Genomic DNA, 16,504 nt, shown 5'->3' with positions numbered 1-16,504 from the left:
AAAATTTGCAAGCAGGTGGATCAAGTCTGTTTGAGAGCAGCTTATCAGTGCTTGACAGAATTGGGCTTATTGCCATGTCTCTTATCTCTGTTCAGAATCTTTCGCTCACCCTTAATCAGACGTTGTTCGCTAACCTCGATTTTGTCGTGGGCGAGGGCGAACGTCTTGGAATCGTTGCTGCTAATGGTCGCGGCAAGACCAGTCTTTTGCGCCTTATCGTCGGCGAAGGTGAACCGACCAGCGGTGCCATTACCCGTTCGCGGGGGCTGAAAATTGGTTATGTCAGCCAGTATGTTTCCGCCGATCTGATGGACCTGTCCTTTTATGATCTCGTTCTTAGTGGACTGGATAAAGATGCGCGCGACTATGAAAGCTGGCGCGTAGACATAGTGCTTGATGATCTGAATGTTCCTGAAGAATTGCGAGGTCTTTCTGTTCGGCAACTGAGCGGCGGCTGGCAACGGCTTGCGCTTCTGGCGCGAACATGGGTTTCCGAGCCTGATGTGCTTTTGCTCGACGAGCCGACCAATCATCTTGACCTTGAAAAGGTGCACTTGCTGGAAAAATGGCTTGATGCGCTACCGCGTTCAGTGGCGGTTATCGTATGCAGCCATGATCGGGCTTTTCTCGATAGGGTGACGAAACGCACGCTTTTCCTGCGTGCGGATAAATCGTTTGTTTTCTCTCTGCCTTATAGTCAGGCGCGTGTTGCACTTAACGAGATTGATACCGCTGATGCCCGTCAGTTTGAGAAGAACATGAAGACTGTGCAACAATTGCGCAGACAGGCAGCGAAGCTCAACAATATAGGCATTAATTCGGGCAGCGATTTGCTGGTGGTGAAAACCAAGCAATTGCGTGCGAGAGCCGAGAAAATTGAGGAAAGTGCGAAATCGGCACATGTTGAACGTTCTGCTGGTAAGATCAAGCTTGATGGTCGCGGCAGCCATGCCAAGGCGCTGATCGTCATTGATCAGGCCGAGATTGCAACACCTGATGGATGCTCGCTTTATAAGACCGGTCAGTTTTGGGTCAATCCCGGCGATCGTATTGTGCTGCTCGGTGCCAATGGTACGGGTAAGACGCGGCTTCTGACCTTGGTTCGTGAGGCTATCATCCATCCAGAACAATTGCTTGTGGGTATTAAGGCGACGCCTTCACTGGTGCTTGGCTATACCGATCAGGCTCTATCAGAGCTGAATGGTGACTGGACGCCATTTGAAACGATCATGAAAAGTTTCGACGTGGGCGACCAGCGTGCACGGTCGTTGCTGGCAGGTGCAGGCATGACGCTAGATATGCAGGCGAACCCCTTGTCGCGGCTCTCGGGCGGACAGAAAGCACGGCTTGCCATGCTAGTTCTGCGTCTCACCAAGCCGAATTTTTATATCCTTGATGAGCCCACCAATCATCTGGATATTGACGGTCAGGAAGCGCTGGAAGCTGAATTGTTGAGCGATGAAACGGCCAGTCTCATTGTTTCGCATGATCGCAGTTTCGTGCGCAATGTCGGCAATCGTTTCTGGATGATCGACAGAAAAAAGCTAATAGAAGTGGATAGTCCGGAGATTTTGTTCGAACGCGCTGCGGGTTGAACGCTCATGCCATGAAATCAGGTATGTTGCGCTAAATCGATTAAGAGTTTGAGCGGTAAATCTTTTTACCGTTGTTTCTCTTGCAGGTGGGCTGGGACTTTGACAAAACATATGCACAATGTCGCTATATATAGCGAAGCATCGATTTCATACGAATTCAGGACTTTGTTCACATGGCCAAAACGACAGAACAGCAACCGCACGGATTGGATCGTATTCTGACGCTGGAGCTGGTCCGTGTGGCCGAGCGCGCAGCTGTTGCCGCAGCGCGCCTGCGTGGACGTGGTGATGAAATGGCTGCCGATCAGGCCGCAGTTGACGCCATGCGTCAGGAACTCAACCGCTTGCCGATTGCCGGTACTGTTGTGATCGGTGAAGGTGAACGTGATGAAGCGCCAATGCTTTATATTGGCGAAGAAGTTGGCACCCGGCAGGGACCGGATGTCGATATTGCGCTTGACCCACTGGAAGGCACAACGATTTGTGCCAAGAACCTGCCAAACTCTTTGGCGGTGATCGCCATTGCCGAGAAGGGCAATCTGCTCTACGCGCCTGACGTTTACATGGAAAAGATTGCTGTCGGACCGGGTTATCCGAAAGGCGTTGTCGATCTTGACGCATCACCGACCGATAATATCCACGCGATTGCTAAGGCAAAAGGCGTGCAGCCGCATGAAATTACGGCATGCATTATGGATCGCCCGCGCCATGCGCGTTTGATCGAAGAAGTCCGCGCAACGGGTGCTTCAATTCGCTTGATCGGCGATGGTGATGTTGCAGGTGTGATGCACACCACCAATCCTGATGAAACCGGCATTGATATTTATATCGGTATTGGCGGTGCGCCAGAGGGTGTTCTTGCAGCAGCAGCACTGCGTTGCATTGGCGGTCAGATGCAGGGACGTTTGCAGCTCAATTCTGATGAAAAGATTGCTCGTGCCGCCAAGATGGGCATTTCTGATCCGAAAAAAATCTACACAATGGAGGAAATGGCAAAGGGCGATGTGCTGTTTGCAGCAACTGGCGTGACCGATGGCAATATGCTTTCCGGCGTGAAATTTGCCCGCGACTACATTCAGACTCACACAATCGTCATGCGCTCAAGCTCGCAGACAGTGCGTGAAATCAAGGCGCGGCATCAGGACCTATCGAAGTTCTGACATAACTAGCTTCGGGTTGTTTAAAAGGCGGCATTGCAAAAATGCCGCCTTTTGTGTCTTTAAGAAGCCATGACAACAGAACGCTTTTTTCTCGGTATCCGCAAATCCGTCACTGGCCAGAAATGGATGGACCGGCTTGGGCCGCGCGAGGCCAATACAGCGCTCGCAATAGCGCAGCATCACGGCATTTCTGATCTTGTTTCGCGCGTGCTCGCAGGGCGCGGCGTAAGTGTTGAACGTGCGCCGGAATTTATTGATCCGAGTCTGCGCAATCTCATGCCTGATCCAGCCATGCTGACCGATATGGATAAGGCTGCCAACCGCATCGCGGACGCTATTATGCGGCGCGAAACGGTGGCAATTTTCGGCGATTACGATGTTGATGGTGCCTGTTCATCGGCATTGATGGCGCGTTTTTTCAAACATTACGGTATTACCCATTCGATTTATATTCCGGATCGTATCTTTGAAGGATATGGCCCGAACCCTGATGCGATGCGTGAGCTTGTCGCAAAGGGCGCATCGCTGATCGTGACGGTTGATTGCGGCACCAACAGCGCTCCATCCATTACCGCTGCAAAAGAAGCGGGAGCTGATGTTGTGGTGCTCGATCACCATCAGGTCGGCGGTGATCTGCCGGATGATGCGGTGGCCATCGTCAATCCCAATCGTGAAGACGATATTTCGCAGCAGGAGCATCTTTGCGCCGCGGGCGTCGTGTTTCTCACGCTTGTTCAGGTTACGAAAGTTCTGCGCGAGCGTGGAAAAGGTACAGGCCCGGATTTGCTTGGCATGCTTGATCTTGTCGCACTTGCAACCGTTTGCGATGTGGTGCCACTGAAAGGCGTGAACCGTGCCTTCGTTGTCAAAGGTCTGCTGGTCGCCCGTAGCCAGAGCAATGCGGGGCTTGCCGCGCTTGGCCGTGTTTCACGTATCGGCGAACCGTTGAATGTTTTCCATCTCGGCTATCTGATTGGTCCGCGTATCAATGCCGGTGGTCGCATTGGCGATGCGGGCTTAGGTGCCCGCTTGCTGACATTGGATGATTCTACTGCCGCTGATCCGATTGCAGTTGAGCTTGACCGACTCAATCAAGAACGGCAGGCAATGGAAGCAGAGATGCTGATCGAAGCAGAAGCAGAGGCCTCGCTTGAGCTTTCAGGTGGTGCAGGCGCATCTGTTATTGTTACGGCCAGTGATCGCTGGCATCCTGGGATTGTTGGCCTTCTGGCTTCTAGGCTCAAAGAAAAGGCGCGTCGTCCGGCTTTTGCGATCTCATTTAATGCCAATGGCATTGGTTCGGGTTCGGGGCGTTCGATTGCGGGGCTTGATCTCGGCAAGCTGGTGCGCGGGGCTGTTGAAAAAGGATTGCTCGTTAAGGGCGGTGGCCACGCTATGGCGGCTGGCATCACCATTGAGCGTGCCAAGCTTGGCGCGTTGCGGGCGTTTCTTGAAGAAGAATCTGCCGATATTGTTGCGCGGCTGCGCGACGATCAGAGCCTTTTCATTGATGGCGCAGTGGCGGCATCGGGTGCGACTGTCGCGCTTTATGAGTCTCTGCAGAAAGCCGGACCTTTTGGTTCCGGCCATACGCAGCCGGTTTTGGCGCTCCCGCATCACATATTGGCTGATGTGCGCACTGTCGGGCGTGATCACGTCCGCGTTGTCTTGCGTGGTGCCGATGGAAAGCGTGTGAATGCTATTGCTTTCCGTGTCGCTGAAGGCGATCTGGGGCGGTTTTTGTTCAATAATATCGGTCAGAGCGTACACATTGTTGGCAATCTCTCGCTCAACCACTGGAACGGTTCTGTTACACCTCAGATCCAGATTCTGGATGCGGCTGTGCCTATTTGAATTTTCTCAACTTTTTTGTCTTTACGCCCTTGTGAAAATGGGGGGTGAATTCCCATATGATCACGGAATAAAATAATCTGTGATTACTCTATTGGGAGATACTTATGCCGGGTTCCGGAAACCGCCTGACCAAACTGACCGCTGCAATGGTCCTTGGGCTTATCGCCTCTTTTGCCGCTGTCGATTTCGCCGAGGCTCGCCGTGCAGGCGGGGGCGGTTTTGGTAGCCGTGGTGCGCGTACTTATCAGGCACCTGCACCAACACGGACTGCACCAAACAATGCAGCGCCTGTTGAGCGTTCGATGACGCCAAATACAGGTGCACAACAGACCAACCGTCCGGGTGCTGCCGCTGGCACGCAAAATGCAGCCGCACGTTCGGGCGGCATGTTCGGCAATTTTGGCCGTTCGATGCTCGGTGGCCTTCTTGTTGGTGGTCTGATTGGCATGCTGCTGGGTAACGGCCTTGGCGGTATGGCTGGTATGTTTGGCCTCCTCTTGCAGGTTGCGATCATCGCTCTCATTGCTATGTTCGTCATGCGCATGATTGCAAGTCGTCGTCAGACGGCAGCAGCCGGTGCAGGCAACGCCGGTGCTCAGCCTTTTAATGCTGCACAGGTCTTTGGTTCTGCAAAGACTGCCGCACCGCAGTCAAACACCGCAAGCCGCACGCCTTCGGTCAATCCATTTGCCAACAAGCAAGCAGAAGTTCCAGCTGCGCCCGTTGTTGAAGACGAGCCGATGGATGTCGGTCAGGAAGAACTTGATCGTTTTGAGCTGATGCTTAAGGAAATTCAGACCGCTTATGGCCGTGAGGATTATGCAGCGCTGCGCAAGTTGGCGACACCGGAAGCCATGTCTTATCTGGCCGAAGAGCTGGGCGAGATCGCTTCCAGTGGTATGCGCAACGAAGTGAAGGACGTGAAACTGCTTCAGGGCGATGTTTCCGAAGCTTGGCGCGAAGGTAATGTTGATTATGCAACGGTTGCTATTCGCTATTCAGCTATCGACATCATGCTCGACCGCAATACGGGTGCTGTTGTTGAGGGCAACCCTGATGAGCCGGTTGAAAGCGTCGAGGTCTGGACCTTTACCCGTGTAGACGGTGGTGATTGGCTACTGTCAGCCATTCAGGGAACGGAATAAAGACAAAAAGCCCGGTCGCTAGTGGATTGAATTTGATGTTTGAGCCCCGACTGACATAAATGCTGTTTCAAACGTCAAATTCGATAAATCCACTAGATACCTTTAGTTGCTAGTGGTCTTTTAATTCCGACATTTGCTCAGCGCCTCCTACCACGGACGCAAATGTCGGAATCAGACCACTAGACCGGGCTTTTTTCTTATTACCAATTGCCGATATTTTCGGCGGAAGCCCACGGCTCCTGCGGCGCAAGGCGCTCGCCCTTTTGGATCAGCTCAATGGAAATGCCATCTGGTGACTTGATGAAGGCCATGTGACCGTCACGTGGCGGACGATTAATCGTAACGCCAGCGTCTTTCAGCTTCTGACAGGCTTCATAAATATCATCGACTGCATAAGCGAGATGGCCGAAATTGCGACCGCCGGTATAGGTTTCCGGGTCCCAGTTATAGGTCAGTTCCAGCTCTGGCGCGCGATCTGCCAGTGCTTTGTCCTTGTCCGATGGTGCTGCGAGGAAAATCAGCGTGAAGCGGCCTTTTTCGTTTTCTGTGCGGCGTATTTCTTCAAGACCAAATTTGTTCACATAAAAATCGAGCGATTCATCAATGTCGCGAACTCTAACCATCGTGTGCAGATAACGCATAATCTTCTCCTGTTTCGAATCTCGGCCAGTTATAAAATGTAACGCATTCTCAAGAGAATGGTTCAGATGAATAGCTCCGGGGATAGGTTAGCTGTGTGAAAACGCAGCTATTCCAGTTGCCGAATGGCTGTTCTGCCATATGTTTTGACAACAACTCTGGAAGAGCAATTTCGAGTTTAAGAAATTTAAGAATTAATGATGAGCGCATAAAGCCTGTGGTCATCTTCAATTCTGGAAAAGTTAGGGCTTGCCGCCTCCGGTTAATGAAGTGTTATTCTTTGCATAAGAATCAGCGCAGAATCGCAACGCAGCAAAAGAGGAGGGACGAGCGCATGGCAGACAAATCTGTGTCGAATGACCAGCTTCGTAGTCAGGCCTCCTCAGACGAGCTAGGCGAACTCGTTGAACTGTCGGGTCACATCAAATGGTTCGACGTTGCGAAGGGCTATGGCTTCATTGTCCCCGATCAGCCGGGCGTTTCCGATATTTTGTTGCATGTAACCACGCTGCGCCGCGATGGATTTCAGACAGCACTTGAAGGCTCGCGCATCATTTGCGAAGTGCGCAATGGTGATCGTGGCATGCAATGTTTCCGCGTTCTTTCCATGGATACATCGACTGCAGTTCACCCTGCGGAGATGGCGCCACCGCGTACCCATGTTACGGTTACTCCGTCAAGTGGCTTGGAACGCGTGATCGTCAAGTGGTTCAACCGCACCAAGGGTTTTGGCTTTTTGACGCGCGGCGAGGGCACTGAGGACATTTTTATTCACATGGAAACGCTGCGTCGTTTCGGAATGATGGAACTGCGCCCCGGACAGGTCGTACTGATCCGTTTTGGTGATGGCGATAAAGGCCTTATGGCGGCAGAAATTCATCCTGATCTAGGTACCGTAATCCCTGTTTCGCACTGATTTGCTGTTTATTCTGTGCCGTCACAAGCCTGTGACTGGCTATTGTAGTGCTTTTAGTGCGTTGATAATGTCCGAGTTTCAACGACAACATTCGTCATAGCCTTGAGTGTGATGAATATTCAGGACAAAAGCATTTCATGGGCCGCATTCTTTTTGCTTTCATATTTATTTTCTTTGCGGTTTCTGCGCATGCGCAGGAAACCAAGCCTATGCTTTTGCCGCTGGACAAAGAACCGCTGACTTTTATGACGTCACAAGGCAAGGCCTCATTCGGGTTGGAGATTGCAGACACGGATCAGGCGCGCATGCGCGGTTTGATGTGGCGCACAGATTTTCCCAAAGACCGCGCAATGCTGTTTATTTTTGGCGAAATGCGCGATGTGATGATGTGGATGCAGAATACACCGTCGCCGCTTGATATGGTTTTCCTGGACGATACCGGCCATGTTTCGGCTATCCATGAAAATGCCGTACCATTTTCCGAAGATATTATTTCTTCACAGGGGCCTGCGGCTTATGTGGTTGAACTTCTGGCCGGGACTGTTAAACGGACCGGTATCAAACGTGGTGACAGGGTGATCCACAGGGCTATTTGTGGCGTTTGTCGCGGTTAAACGCACCCAAAGCCTGATGTTTCAGAATTCAAAAAGGAATGCAAAATTGAGCGCGCTCGATATTGAATATTTCGAACATGATGGCTTGCGGCTTGCCTATCGCCAGGACGGTGAAGGCGATCCGATCCTGCTCATTCATGGTTTTGCATCCTCAAGCATCGTCAATTGGGTATCGCCTGGCTGGTTTCGCACGCTGACCGAAGCTGGTTATCGTGTGATTGCCATCGATAATCGCGGCCACGGTTTTTCGGCAAAAAGCCATGACGCTGCCGATTACACACCGAGCGCCATGGCAGGTGATGCTGAGGCTCTGCTTGATCATCTTGGCATCGAAAAAGCGCATGTCATGGGTTATTCGATGGGTGCGCGTATTACCGCGTTTTTGGCAGTTGAGCATCCTGAGCGTGTGCATAGCGCTATTTTTGGCGGGCTTGGTATTGGTATGGTGACGGGCGCAGGCGATTGGGAGCCGATTGGTGAAGCACTGCTTGTAGAAGATCCATCGACCATCACGCATCCGCGGGGATTGATGTTCCGCAAATTTGCCGATCAGACAAAAAGTGACCGTCTAGCGCTCGCAGCTTGTGTCATTACCTCCAAAGAACTCGTTTCTGCCGAGGCAATTGCGCGCATCATGCAGCCGGTGCTTGTCGCTGTTGGCACCACAGACGATATTGCCGGAAGTGCGCAAGAATTGGCCGATATGCTGCCAAATGGTCAGGCGCTCGATATTCCTGACCGCGATCATATGTTGGCGGTGGGTGACAAGGTCTATAAGAAAGGCGTATTGGCTTTTCTGGAAGACTATCCTCTTTGAGGTTGCGCAAGCTTGGTATCGTCGAGCTGCGATAGATTTATGCGATGTAAAGGCACGTCATTTTGATATATGTTATGTGCTGAACTCGCATTGCGATGCAGGTTGCATAAGGCCAAAATTTTTCGCTCCCTGCATTGAGCAAAATTGGAGACTGCATAATGTCAGTTCGTACGAACGTGAAAACATCCCCGTCTTTGGGACAAGTTGATCCGATCTGGCATTCCATTCGTGCCGAAGCGGAGGAAGCTGCCAAGAATGATCCCGTGCTTGGCGCGTTTCTTTACGCGACGATACTCAACCAGCCGACACTCGAAGATGCTGTGATGCATCGTATTGCGGAGCGTCTCGGTCATGCTGATCTGAGCGCTGATATTTTGCGTCAAACTTTTGAAGCAATGCTGGAATCCAATCCCGAATGGCCGCACATTCTGCGTGTCGATATTCAGGCGGTTTATGATCGCGATCCCGCTTATAACCGTTTCATGGACCCAGTACTCTATCTCAAAGGATTCCATGCGATTCAGACCCATCGTCTGGCCCATTGGCTTTATAATCAGGGGCGCAAGGATTTCGCCTATTATCTGCAGAGCCGCTCGTCGTCGATGTTCCAGACCGATATTCATCCAGCGGCAAAGCTTGGCAGCGGTCTGTTTCTTGATCACGCGACGGGGCTTGTGGTTGGTGAAACAGCCGTCATTGAAGACAATGTTTCCATTCTCCATGGCGTCACGCTTGGCGGCACCGGCAAGGCAAGTGGAGACAGGCATCCGAAGATTCGCCACGGTGTGCTGATTGGTGCAGGCGCAAAAATTCTCGGCAATATCGAAGTGGGACATTGTTCCAAGATTGCCGCAGGCTCGGTTGTTCTCAAGCCTGTTCCGCATAATGCCACAGTTGCCGGTGTTCCGGCGAAAGTGGTTGGTGAGAGCGGTTGCTCCGAGCCTTCGCGTGTTATGGACCAGATGCTGGGTGAGGCGGCATTCGGCGAACATATGTATGGCGAAGGTATCTGAACGCTTATCGATCTGATAAATTGTGTAATTCGCCGCCTTCTGGTTTTTTGTCAGGGGGGGCCTATATCATGCTAAAATGGTCATAACTATTCGTGCATGCGCGTTCCAGCGTGTGTCTTAATGCTTTACATCGGATAATGGCGGGTGCATTACACCGGCCTCAAATCAATAGCAGGAGAAGCCGGTTGAAACCCGAAGAACTCAAGAAACTCGACGCCTATTTCAAGCGGACTTTCAACAATCCGGGCCTGCAGATCAAGGCACGCCCACGTAAAGACGATTCCGCCGAGGTTTATCTGGAAGACGAGTTCCTGGGTCTTGTCTATAAGGACGAGGATGAAGGCGAACTCTCCTACAATTTCTCGATGGCGATCCTCGACGTCGATCTTTGAGATTGATTGCATAAACAAAAGCGTCCTTCCTGCTTTGCGGGGAGGGCGTTTTTTATTGGCTTGATGCGATTGGATGTCATCTCTAAAAAAGTTAATACCATTCAAGGCACACCGGGAGACATTATGAGATTATCATTTGCGCAGGTCGCTGCTTGTGGAGTGGCGATAGTGTTAAGCTTCCTTGCATCAACTGCGATTGCTCAGGCAATTGAAGACGATGGCACGTGCCCAGAGCTGGCTCAAAAGATGGGCAGCATTTATTTCGGTTTTCCGGAAATTTTGGATGGCTCGATTGAACGCTTTGCAAGTTGGAAGGCATCTTGCGCTGCAAAAGCGCCAGCGGGACAAGGTAATATAGTTGCTTTGTGTCAAGGTAAGCTTAAGGGCGACGGCTATGTCTTTTATTGGATTAAGGCAGCTGTTGAAGCTGAAAGCAGCGGCTATGAAATCTGCGATTGATCATGGCGCAGAGTGACAACGATAAACAACTTCCGAAATGGCTTAATATTCGTAAGCGTGAGAAGCGAGCGGTAAAGCCGGATCCGGAAAACCGACCTTTTACAGCAATGAGAGCATTCTCACGCAGATCACTATGGATGAGTACCGCTTTGGGTGCCGTCGTTTCGTTCTTTCTGTTCAGCAGTGCTTTTCAAAATATATCCACCAGCAGAATGACGGTGACGTCACAGATGGGCCGTCTGCGAAGTGTTTATCGCTGGCCCGATGATTGGGGATTTTTTTCGACCATAGTTGGCTTGAAATTGCTAGCTGGCGTGATCTTTCTGATCGCAACAGTTTATTGTCTGAAAGCTGCATTTCGTTTGCATGACAAATAGCGCATCGTATTTTGAGATTTGGTGATGGAGGAGAGCCTATGCCAGTTTATGTTTATAATGGTCACGAGCCAGATTTCGCAGATCGCGCCACCAACTGGATTGCACCCGATGCGACGTTGATCGGCAAAGTCGTGATTGGCGAGAATGCCAGCTTCTGGTTTGGGGCTGTTTTACGCGGCGATAATGAGCCGATTACGGTTGGGGCCAAAACCAACGTGCAGGAACATTGCATCATGCATACCGATATTGGTTTTCCGTTGAGCATTGGAAAAGGCTGCACAATTGGGCATCGTGCTATCCTACACGGCTGTACCATTGGCGATAATACGCTGATTGGCATGGGCGCGATTATTTTGAACGGTGCGAAGATCGGCAATAATTGCCTGATTGGTGCAGGCGCGCTTATCACGGAAGGCAGGGAATTTCCGGACAATTCACTGATCGTCGGATCCCCGGCGCGTGTTATTCGCGAGCTTGATTCATCCGTAATTGAAAAGCTCAAAGCTTCTGCAGAGCATTATGTCCAAAAAGGCCAGTCCTTCATGCGTGGTCTGGAACCCGCATGAAAAGGAACGGGGGATGACGACCCGTACCTTTCTTACAGGGTTTTCATAAATTCAGTTGCGGATGCCACTGACCAGCAGATCGCGGCCACCCTTGATTGATACCCAAGCGCCGGTATTGGTTGTCGACTGGCGCTTGAGGAATGTATAGTCAGTTTCGTTCCAGATGAGCACGCGCTGATCAAGATTGTCGAGAATGAAATCACCACGGTCGGTGCGCAGCGTTAGTACTGCATGGCCTTCGCCGTTCGGCTGACGCAAGACGGTCATCAGCAGCGTGTTGGCCGGAATGCCGAGAGCCATTAATTCACGACGCTTGAGCAGCATATAGTCGTCGCAATCGCCCGCCGTTGTTGGATATTCCCAATATTCTTCGTGGCCCCAGACTTCCATGTCGGTGCGCGGCGCGATCTTCGCGTTCACGCTGGCATTAACAGCGATAATTTCATGCCAGACTTTTTGATTGAGCGTGAGTGGCGCGCTGTTGGAGCTGGTGACTTTGCACTCGGCTTCATGGCGCTCACAAAATTCGTAATGGCCGATCGGCTGAGAGGTGCGTTCGCCGGTCGGCATCCAGTGTGATTTCGATGCCGGGCTTGCGGCTTGTGCAAAAGCCGTTCCCAGAAGGATAAGCATTGCTGTGATGATTGTTTGCTTCGTCATTCTTTTTGGCTCCCTGTTGGAAGCAGAATGCGTGTAAGACTTTGAGAGTGGGGAAATTCAAACGTGAAAATGCTAATCTAATTTGAATAAAACTGTGCCGGTTTTGGCAAGGGTTTATTCATGGATAGCTCAATTTGGCTCATATTAGCATGATTTATGGCCTTTTGATGCCTAAAACGACCTGAAAACGGGTTTGCTAATCCGTAACCTTAGTACGCGTTTACCTTTTGATTTAGAGCTTGCCGCCGGGAATGACGCGCAATTGCGGTACATCGCGCGATTGTGGGGTTGTTGCCCAGCGTCGCGCGCTATTTGCACCATTCATCGTCATAACGGATGGCTTGCGAATTTCAGGCTTTACGATGTAATCGGGTGCCAGAGGTTCGATTCTGTTGAGATTTCCCAAGACAAGTGGATCGGCACCCGCCCAGACGACATCATCCAAAACCGAAATGCTGCCGAGTAGATTGAGCTTTCCACCATGGCTTGATTCGAGCGGAGCGAGCAGCATTTCAAAAGACAGGCTGCGCCCAGAAAGGCTGATGCCGTCATTCTGACTTAAAGCCGGAACCAGCAGCGCACTGATGTCTCGTGCGAGCTCATTGAGAGCTGGTCGATTCCGCTCAGGCCAAAGTGCTGTAAAACGTGTTGCTTTGAGTTCTCGTCCGAACAAAGCGCATAAGCGAGTACCCGCAAGACGGAAGATCAATTCGCCAGCATCATCTTCTTCAAGAAAAAGCAGATCCGATAGATGGCGTCCAAGCTTGCGCGGCACGATTGATTCGCGCGCAGGTGCATGCAAGCCGTCGCTCTGGCTAAAAGCCAGTCGCTGCCATTCGCTAAAGATTGCGATCGTGCTGCGGTTTTTCATCTTGCGCTGCTTGTTGCTCTTTGGCCGTTTGTCTGGATTTGCGACGGTTGTCGTCGCTCAGCGCATTAAAATAGTATTAACGGGTCGAGCGCCAGCTTAACCCTTTGTTCATCCACGACAGCTGCTTGTTAAGGTTAACAAGAAGTAATAGTTGCAAAAGTTCTTATATAGCAGTTTGATGAGTTATCAGAGAAGCCATTGTCTTGGTTGGTCTTTTTCTGATCTCCAGATTCTGTCTCGCAATGTTGATACATTTGCGACAAGGCCGTTCGGGACACTCCGGCGGCCTTTATTTTTAACGAATTGTCACTTATCTAGGATCATTGTTTTAAGATGAAAGTGGCGGTTCATGAGCGTGCCTCAGCAAGAAATGCGCGGAAACTCGAATACTCCTGAGAGAGGAGAGCCGATTTTCAACATACCGGGCGTCGTTCTTGCGCTGATGGCAATCTGCGCTGGTGTCTATATTTATCAGAACTACCTGATCAGTGAGCAGCAGAATTTCAAGTTCATGCTCGATTTTGCATTGATACCGGCGCGGTTCTCGCTTGCTGATGGTTTTTCCAGTCCGGCAGCGCTGTTTACGCTTATTAGTTATTCGTTCATGCATGGTGGGATCGCACACATAGCAGTTAATATGATCTGGTTTGCAGCATTCGGATCGCCACTTGCAGGCCGAATCGGCACCGGACGCATGATTATTTTCTGGGTTCTCACATCGGTTATTGCCGGATTGACGCATTACGCGATTTATCCTGAGAGCGTTACGCCGCTTGTCGGTGCTTCGGGCGCTATTTCCGGGATGATGGGCGCTGCGGCGCGTTACGGTTTCCGTCGGGTTGGTCATGGTCGGAAATCAGAGTTTGCCGGGCCAGTGCTACCCATTGGCCTCACACTCACTTTGAAGCCGGTTTTGGTTTTCGTCGGCGTATGGTTTCTTATCAATCTGGCGACTGGTCTTTATTCGACGGGTGGTGCTGACTTGTCGGGTATTGCTTGGGAAGCGCATATTGGTGGCTTTGTCGCCGGATTCTTTGGCATTTCACTGCTCGATAAACCCCGCAGCTACGATGCGATCTTACGGCGCAGATAATTTCTCTCCCTATTTATACCAAGGCGCTAAAATGCTTACGCATCACGCCTTGAAGCAGTTCAAACGCCACTCAGACTAATATCAAAGCCCAATGGGCTTTGATATTAGTCTGCTTGCAAAGCAATCAATCAAGGCGCACCATTGTCGGAACGTAACTGGAGGCGTTGCGTTAGAATCATGTGGCGGGGCTACGTGATTTGATTGCTGAACCTTGGGAGGGACTTTGGCATGACTGTTAGATCTATACTCGAAAACAAGGGCAGGGATGTCGTTGTCATCAGGCCCGATGATACGCTTTCGCACGCCATTGCCATTCTTGCCCAATATAAGATCGGCGCGATCGTTGCCTGTGACGAAGTGGGCCATATCAAAGGGATTCTGTCTGAGCGCGATGTGGTTCGTGCGGTAGCAACAATGCAGCTTCAAGAGAGTGGGCAGGATGCCGTAGGTAAGCGGCCTGTGTCGGAGTTTATGACGACGAAAGTACAGGTTTGCCGCGAACATCACACGATTAATCAGGTGATGGAAATTATGACGCATAACCGCTTTCGCCATATGCCGGTGGAAGAAAATGGCAAGCTTGCGGGAATCATTTCTATTGGTGACGTTGTGAAGCGGCGTATCGAAGACGTGGAACGTGAAGCCGAAGAGATTCGCACGTATATCGCAACTGCGTAAATGAGAATCTGGAGCGTATGCAGCGCTCCAGATTCTAACGTGATTTATTAATTAAGAAGTACGGCGCGAGCGCAGATAGCGCTCGGCCGCATAAAGCGAAATAGCGGCTGCATTGGATACGTTAAGCGACTTGATTTCGCCGGGCATGTCGAGACGTGCCAACGCGGTGACTGTTTCCCGTGTTTTCTGACGCAACCCTTTGCCTTCGGCACCCAAAACAAGCGCCACGCGATCGCCGGCCAATGTTGATTCCATTTCCTGTGAGCCTTCCGAATCAAGGCCAATGGTCATGAAACCGAGCGAATGCAATTCTTCGATTGCGTCTGCCAGATTGCGCACTTCGATATGGGGAATCAATTCAAGTGCACCGGATGCGGCTTTCGCCAAAACGCCGCTTTCCTGCGGACTGTGGCGGCTTGTTGTGATGATTGCGCCTGCACCAAAGGCGACAGCAGAACGTGTAATCGCGCCGACATTATGCGGATCTGTGACCTGATCAAGCACCAGCAAAAGTGGGCTGTCTATAAGCTCGGAGAGTTTCTTATGACGAAGTGGTTCCGCTTCAATCATAACGCCCTGATGCACAGCATCCGAACCTGTTTCCTTGTCGATTTCTTTGGGTTCGACGATTTCCACGGGGAAGGGCAGCGATTCCGCTTCGCCAATTTCAAGGCGAGCGAAGCCATTGCGGGTGGCACGCATGCGCAAAATCTTGCGCGCGGGATTCTCTACAGCAGCGCGTACAGTATGCAGGCCATAAAGACGAACTGTTCCTTCCGCTACACGTCCTGCAGGTATAAGAGCACGTTGCGCCTTGTGTGGCACCTTGCCTTCATGCGCGGCTTTCTGGTCGCGATGTTCGCGACGCAGACGAGCATAGTGAGAATCTTTTGGGGTACGGGGAGAGTTTTGATCGTTCATGAGGCGCTTATAGCGTGTCCATTGTGTGGAAGATAGCGTGTCCGATTTTATTTAAGGCGAGAAATTATCTTTATAGACAGGCATCAAATCCCGGTTTCGTGCGGTTCTCCGCGCTCCGACAGGCACTGATATGTGCAAGCTGTGGAATGTTCTGCATTCTTTTCACTTTTACCCTGTTGACAGGACGAGCGCATATCGGCATAAGCCCCCTCGCAGAACGATGGAACGCTCTTGTAGACAACCAGACATTCTGCAGAAAATGCCTAGTTACTCGACTCTGCTGATAGTGATATTAGGAGGAATGCCCGAGCGGTTAAAGGGGACGGACTGTAAATCCGTTGGCTAAGCCTACGTTGGTTCAAATCCAACTTCCTCCACCACTGTCGGATCAGAGTTTAGAGTATGCGGGTATAGCTCAATGGTAGAGCAGCAGCCTTCCAAGCTGAATACACGGGTTCGATTCCCGTTACCCGCTCCAGTTTTCAAGAGCGGATAGGCAGTAAGGTATCATCGACGGGCGGTTCGCCGTTCCGTTTTGGCATAAATGTCGGCGCGAATGTCTTTCAGGCTTTTGCGCGGACGCTCGAGCGGTTCTAGAACAAAGAGAACAACGGCGATGGCAAAAAGCAAGTTTGAACGTAATAAACCACACGTAAACATCGGCACCATTGGTCACGTTGACCATGGCAAGACCTCGTTGACTGCAGCGATCACCAAGTTCTTTGGTGAATTCA

At 51.1% G+C, this 16,504-nt stretch carries 19 protein-coding genes and 2 tRNA genes; 17 read left to right on the top strand and 4 right to left on the bottom strand.

Going from position 1 to position 16,504, the window contains the following annotated elements; all coding sequences use genetic code 11:
* Positions 1–74 precede the first annotated feature (74 nt).
* The 4 genes from CEV31_RS00825 to CEV31_RS00810 all read left to right on the top strand — a co-directional run bounded on the left by CEV31_RS00825 (position 75) and on the right by CEV31_RS00810 (position 5,754).
* Positions 75–1,595 (top strand): ABC-F family ATP-binding cassette domain-containing protein, encoded by a 1,521-nt coding sequence (locus CEV31_RS00825; protein WP_094505017.1) that lies wholly within the window; start codon positions 75–77, stop codon positions 1,593–1,595.
* Positions 1,596–1,768: 173 nt separating this feature from the next.
* Complete coding sequence (glpX, locus tag CEV31_RS00820) at positions 1,769–2,755, top strand: class II fructose-bisphosphatase (RefSeq protein WP_094505016.1); 987 nt, start codon at positions 1,769–1,771, stop codon at positions 2,753–2,755.
* A 69-nt stretch (positions 2,756–2,824) separates the two neighbouring features.
* Complete coding sequence (recJ, locus tag CEV31_RS00815; RefSeq protein ID WP_094505015.1) at positions 2,825–4,609, top strand: single-stranded-DNA-specific exonuclease RecJ; 1,785 nt, start codon at positions 2,825–2,827, stop codon at positions 4,607–4,609.
* A gap of 104 nt (positions 4,610–4,713) precedes the next feature.
* Positions 4,714–5,754: a Tim44 domain-containing protein gene (locus CEV31_RS00810; protein WP_094505014.1), complete on the top strand. Its 1,041-nt coding sequence runs from the start codon at positions 4,714–4,716 to the stop codon at positions 5,752–5,754.
* Between the two features lie 200 nt (positions 5,755–5,954).
* Here CEV31_RS00810 and gloA read toward each other — a convergent pair whose 3' ends face one another.
* Positions 5,955–6,395, bottom strand: coding sequence for a lactoylglutathione lyase (gene gloA / locus CEV31_RS00805; protein WP_094505013.1), 441 nt, complete (start codon positions 6,393–6,395; stop codon positions 5,955–5,957).
* Positions 6,396–6,727: 332 nt separating this feature from the next.
* Between gloA and CEV31_RS00800 the strand changes: the two genes are divergently transcribed.
* The 8 genes from CEV31_RS00800 to CEV31_RS00765 all read left to right on the top strand — a co-directional run bounded on the left by CEV31_RS00800 (position 6,728) and on the right by CEV31_RS00765 (position 11,547).
* Complete coding sequence (locus CEV31_RS00800; protein WP_094505012.1) at positions 6,728–7,309, top strand: cold-shock protein; 582 nt, start codon at positions 6,728–6,730, stop codon at positions 7,307–7,309.
* Positions 7,310–7,446: 137 nt separating this feature from the next.
* Positions 7,447–7,923 (top strand): DUF192 domain-containing protein, encoded by a 477-nt coding sequence (locus CEV31_RS00795; protein WP_094505011.1) that lies wholly within the window; start codon positions 7,447–7,449, stop codon positions 7,921–7,923.
* Between the two features lie 46 nt (positions 7,924–7,969).
* On the top strand, positions 7,970–8,740 hold the full coding sequence (locus tag CEV31_RS00790) for an alpha/beta fold hydrolase (protein WP_094505059.1): 771 nt from the start codon (positions 7,970–7,972) through the stop codon (positions 8,738–8,740).
* Between the two features lie 158 nt (positions 8,741–8,898).
* Positions 8,899–9,753, top strand: a complete 855-nt coding sequence (cysE, locus tag CEV31_RS00785) for a serine O-acetyltransferase (RefSeq protein ID WP_094505010.1) — start codon at positions 8,899–8,901, stop codon at positions 9,751–9,753.
* Positions 9,754–9,938: 185 nt separating this feature from the next.
* The gene (locus tag CEV31_RS00780; RefSeq protein ID WP_094505009.1) at positions 9,939–10,145 is read left to right on the top strand and encodes a DUF3126 family protein; all 207 of its coding nucleotides are present in this window, start codon (positions 9,939–9,941) and stop codon (positions 10,143–10,145) included.
* Positions 10,146–10,151: 6 nt separating this feature from the next.
* The gene (locus CEV31_RS00775) at positions 10,152–10,604 is read left to right on the top strand and encodes a hypothetical protein (RefSeq protein ID WP_235818006.1); all 453 of its coding nucleotides are present in this window, start codon (positions 10,152–10,154) and stop codon (positions 10,602–10,604) included.
* Positions 10,605–10,606: 2 nt separating this feature from the next.
* Complete coding sequence (locus CEV31_RS00770; RefSeq protein WP_094505007.1) at positions 10,607–10,981, top strand: hypothetical protein; 375 nt, start codon at positions 10,607–10,609, stop codon at positions 10,979–10,981.
* Positions 10,982–11,019: 38 nt separating this feature from the next.
* Positions 11,020–11,547 carry a gamma carbonic anhydrase family protein gene (locus tag CEV31_RS00765; protein WP_094505006.1) on the top strand — a complete coding sequence of 176 codons (528 nt, stop codon included), beginning with the start codon at positions 11,020–11,022 and terminating at the stop codon, positions 11,545–11,547.
* Positions 11,548–11,598: 51 nt separating this feature from the next.
* On the opposite strand, the gene CEV31_RS00760 is transcribed toward CEV31_RS00765, so the two are convergent.
* Positions 11,599–12,207 carry a transglutaminase-like cysteine peptidase gene (locus CEV31_RS00760; RefSeq protein WP_094505005.1) on the bottom strand — a complete coding sequence of 203 codons (609 nt, stop codon included), beginning with the start codon at positions 12,205–12,207 and terminating at the stop codon, positions 11,599–11,601.
* A gap of 232 nt (positions 12,208–12,439) precedes the next feature.
* A complete protein-coding gene (locus CEV31_RS00755) occupies positions 12,440–13,078 on the bottom strand; it encodes a PAS domain-containing protein (RefSeq protein WP_094505004.1) in 639 nt (212 codons plus the stop codon).
* 349 nt (positions 13,079–13,427) lie between these two features.
* On the opposite strand from CEV31_RS00755, the gene CEV31_RS00750 reads away from it, so the two are divergent.
* Together CEV31_RS00750 and CEV31_RS00745 are read left to right on the top strand one after the other, a co-directional pair.
* Positions 13,428–14,171, top strand: a complete 744-nt coding sequence (locus CEV31_RS00750; RefSeq protein ID WP_094505003.1) for a rhomboid family intramembrane serine protease — start codon at positions 13,428–13,430, stop codon at positions 14,169–14,171.
* A gap of 228 nt (positions 14,172–14,399) precedes the next feature.
* Positions 14,400–14,849, top strand: a complete 450-nt coding sequence (locus CEV31_RS00745; RefSeq protein WP_094505002.1) for a CBS domain-containing protein — start codon at positions 14,400–14,402, stop codon at positions 14,847–14,849.
* Between the two features lie 51 nt (positions 14,850–14,900).
* Here CEV31_RS00745 and rlmB read toward each other — a convergent pair whose 3' ends face one another.
* On the bottom strand, positions 14,901–15,770 hold the full coding sequence (rlmB, locus tag CEV31_RS00740) for a 23S rRNA (guanosine(2251)-2'-O)-methyltransferase RlmB (RefSeq protein WP_094505001.1): 870 nt from the start codon (positions 15,768–15,770) through the stop codon (positions 14,901–14,903).
* 295 nt (positions 15,771–16,065) lie between these two features.
* Between rlmB and CEV31_RS00735 the strand changes: the two genes are divergently transcribed.
* From CEV31_RS00735 to CEV31_RS00720, 3 genes are all read left to right on the top strand, one after another.
* Positions 16,066–16,150: transfer RNA gene (locus CEV31_RS00735), tRNA-Tyr, on the top strand.
* 24 nt (positions 16,151–16,174) lie between these two features.
* A tRNA-Gly gene (locus CEV31_RS00730) sits at positions 16,175–16,248 on the top strand.
* 138 nt (positions 16,249–16,386) lie between these two features.
* The coding region (locus CEV31_RS00720) for a GTP-binding protein (RefSeq protein ID WP_143850884.1) at positions 16,387–16,504 on the top strand (118 nt) is incomplete at its 3' end.

Origin of the sequence: Brucella thiophenivorans, from assembly GCF_002252445.1 — a bacterium.
Classification (GTDB): Bacteria; Pseudomonadota; Alphaproteobacteria; order Rhizobiales; family Rhizobiaceae; genus Brucella; species Brucella thiophenivorans.
This window is presented reverse-complemented; position numbering and strand designations above follow the sequence as displayed.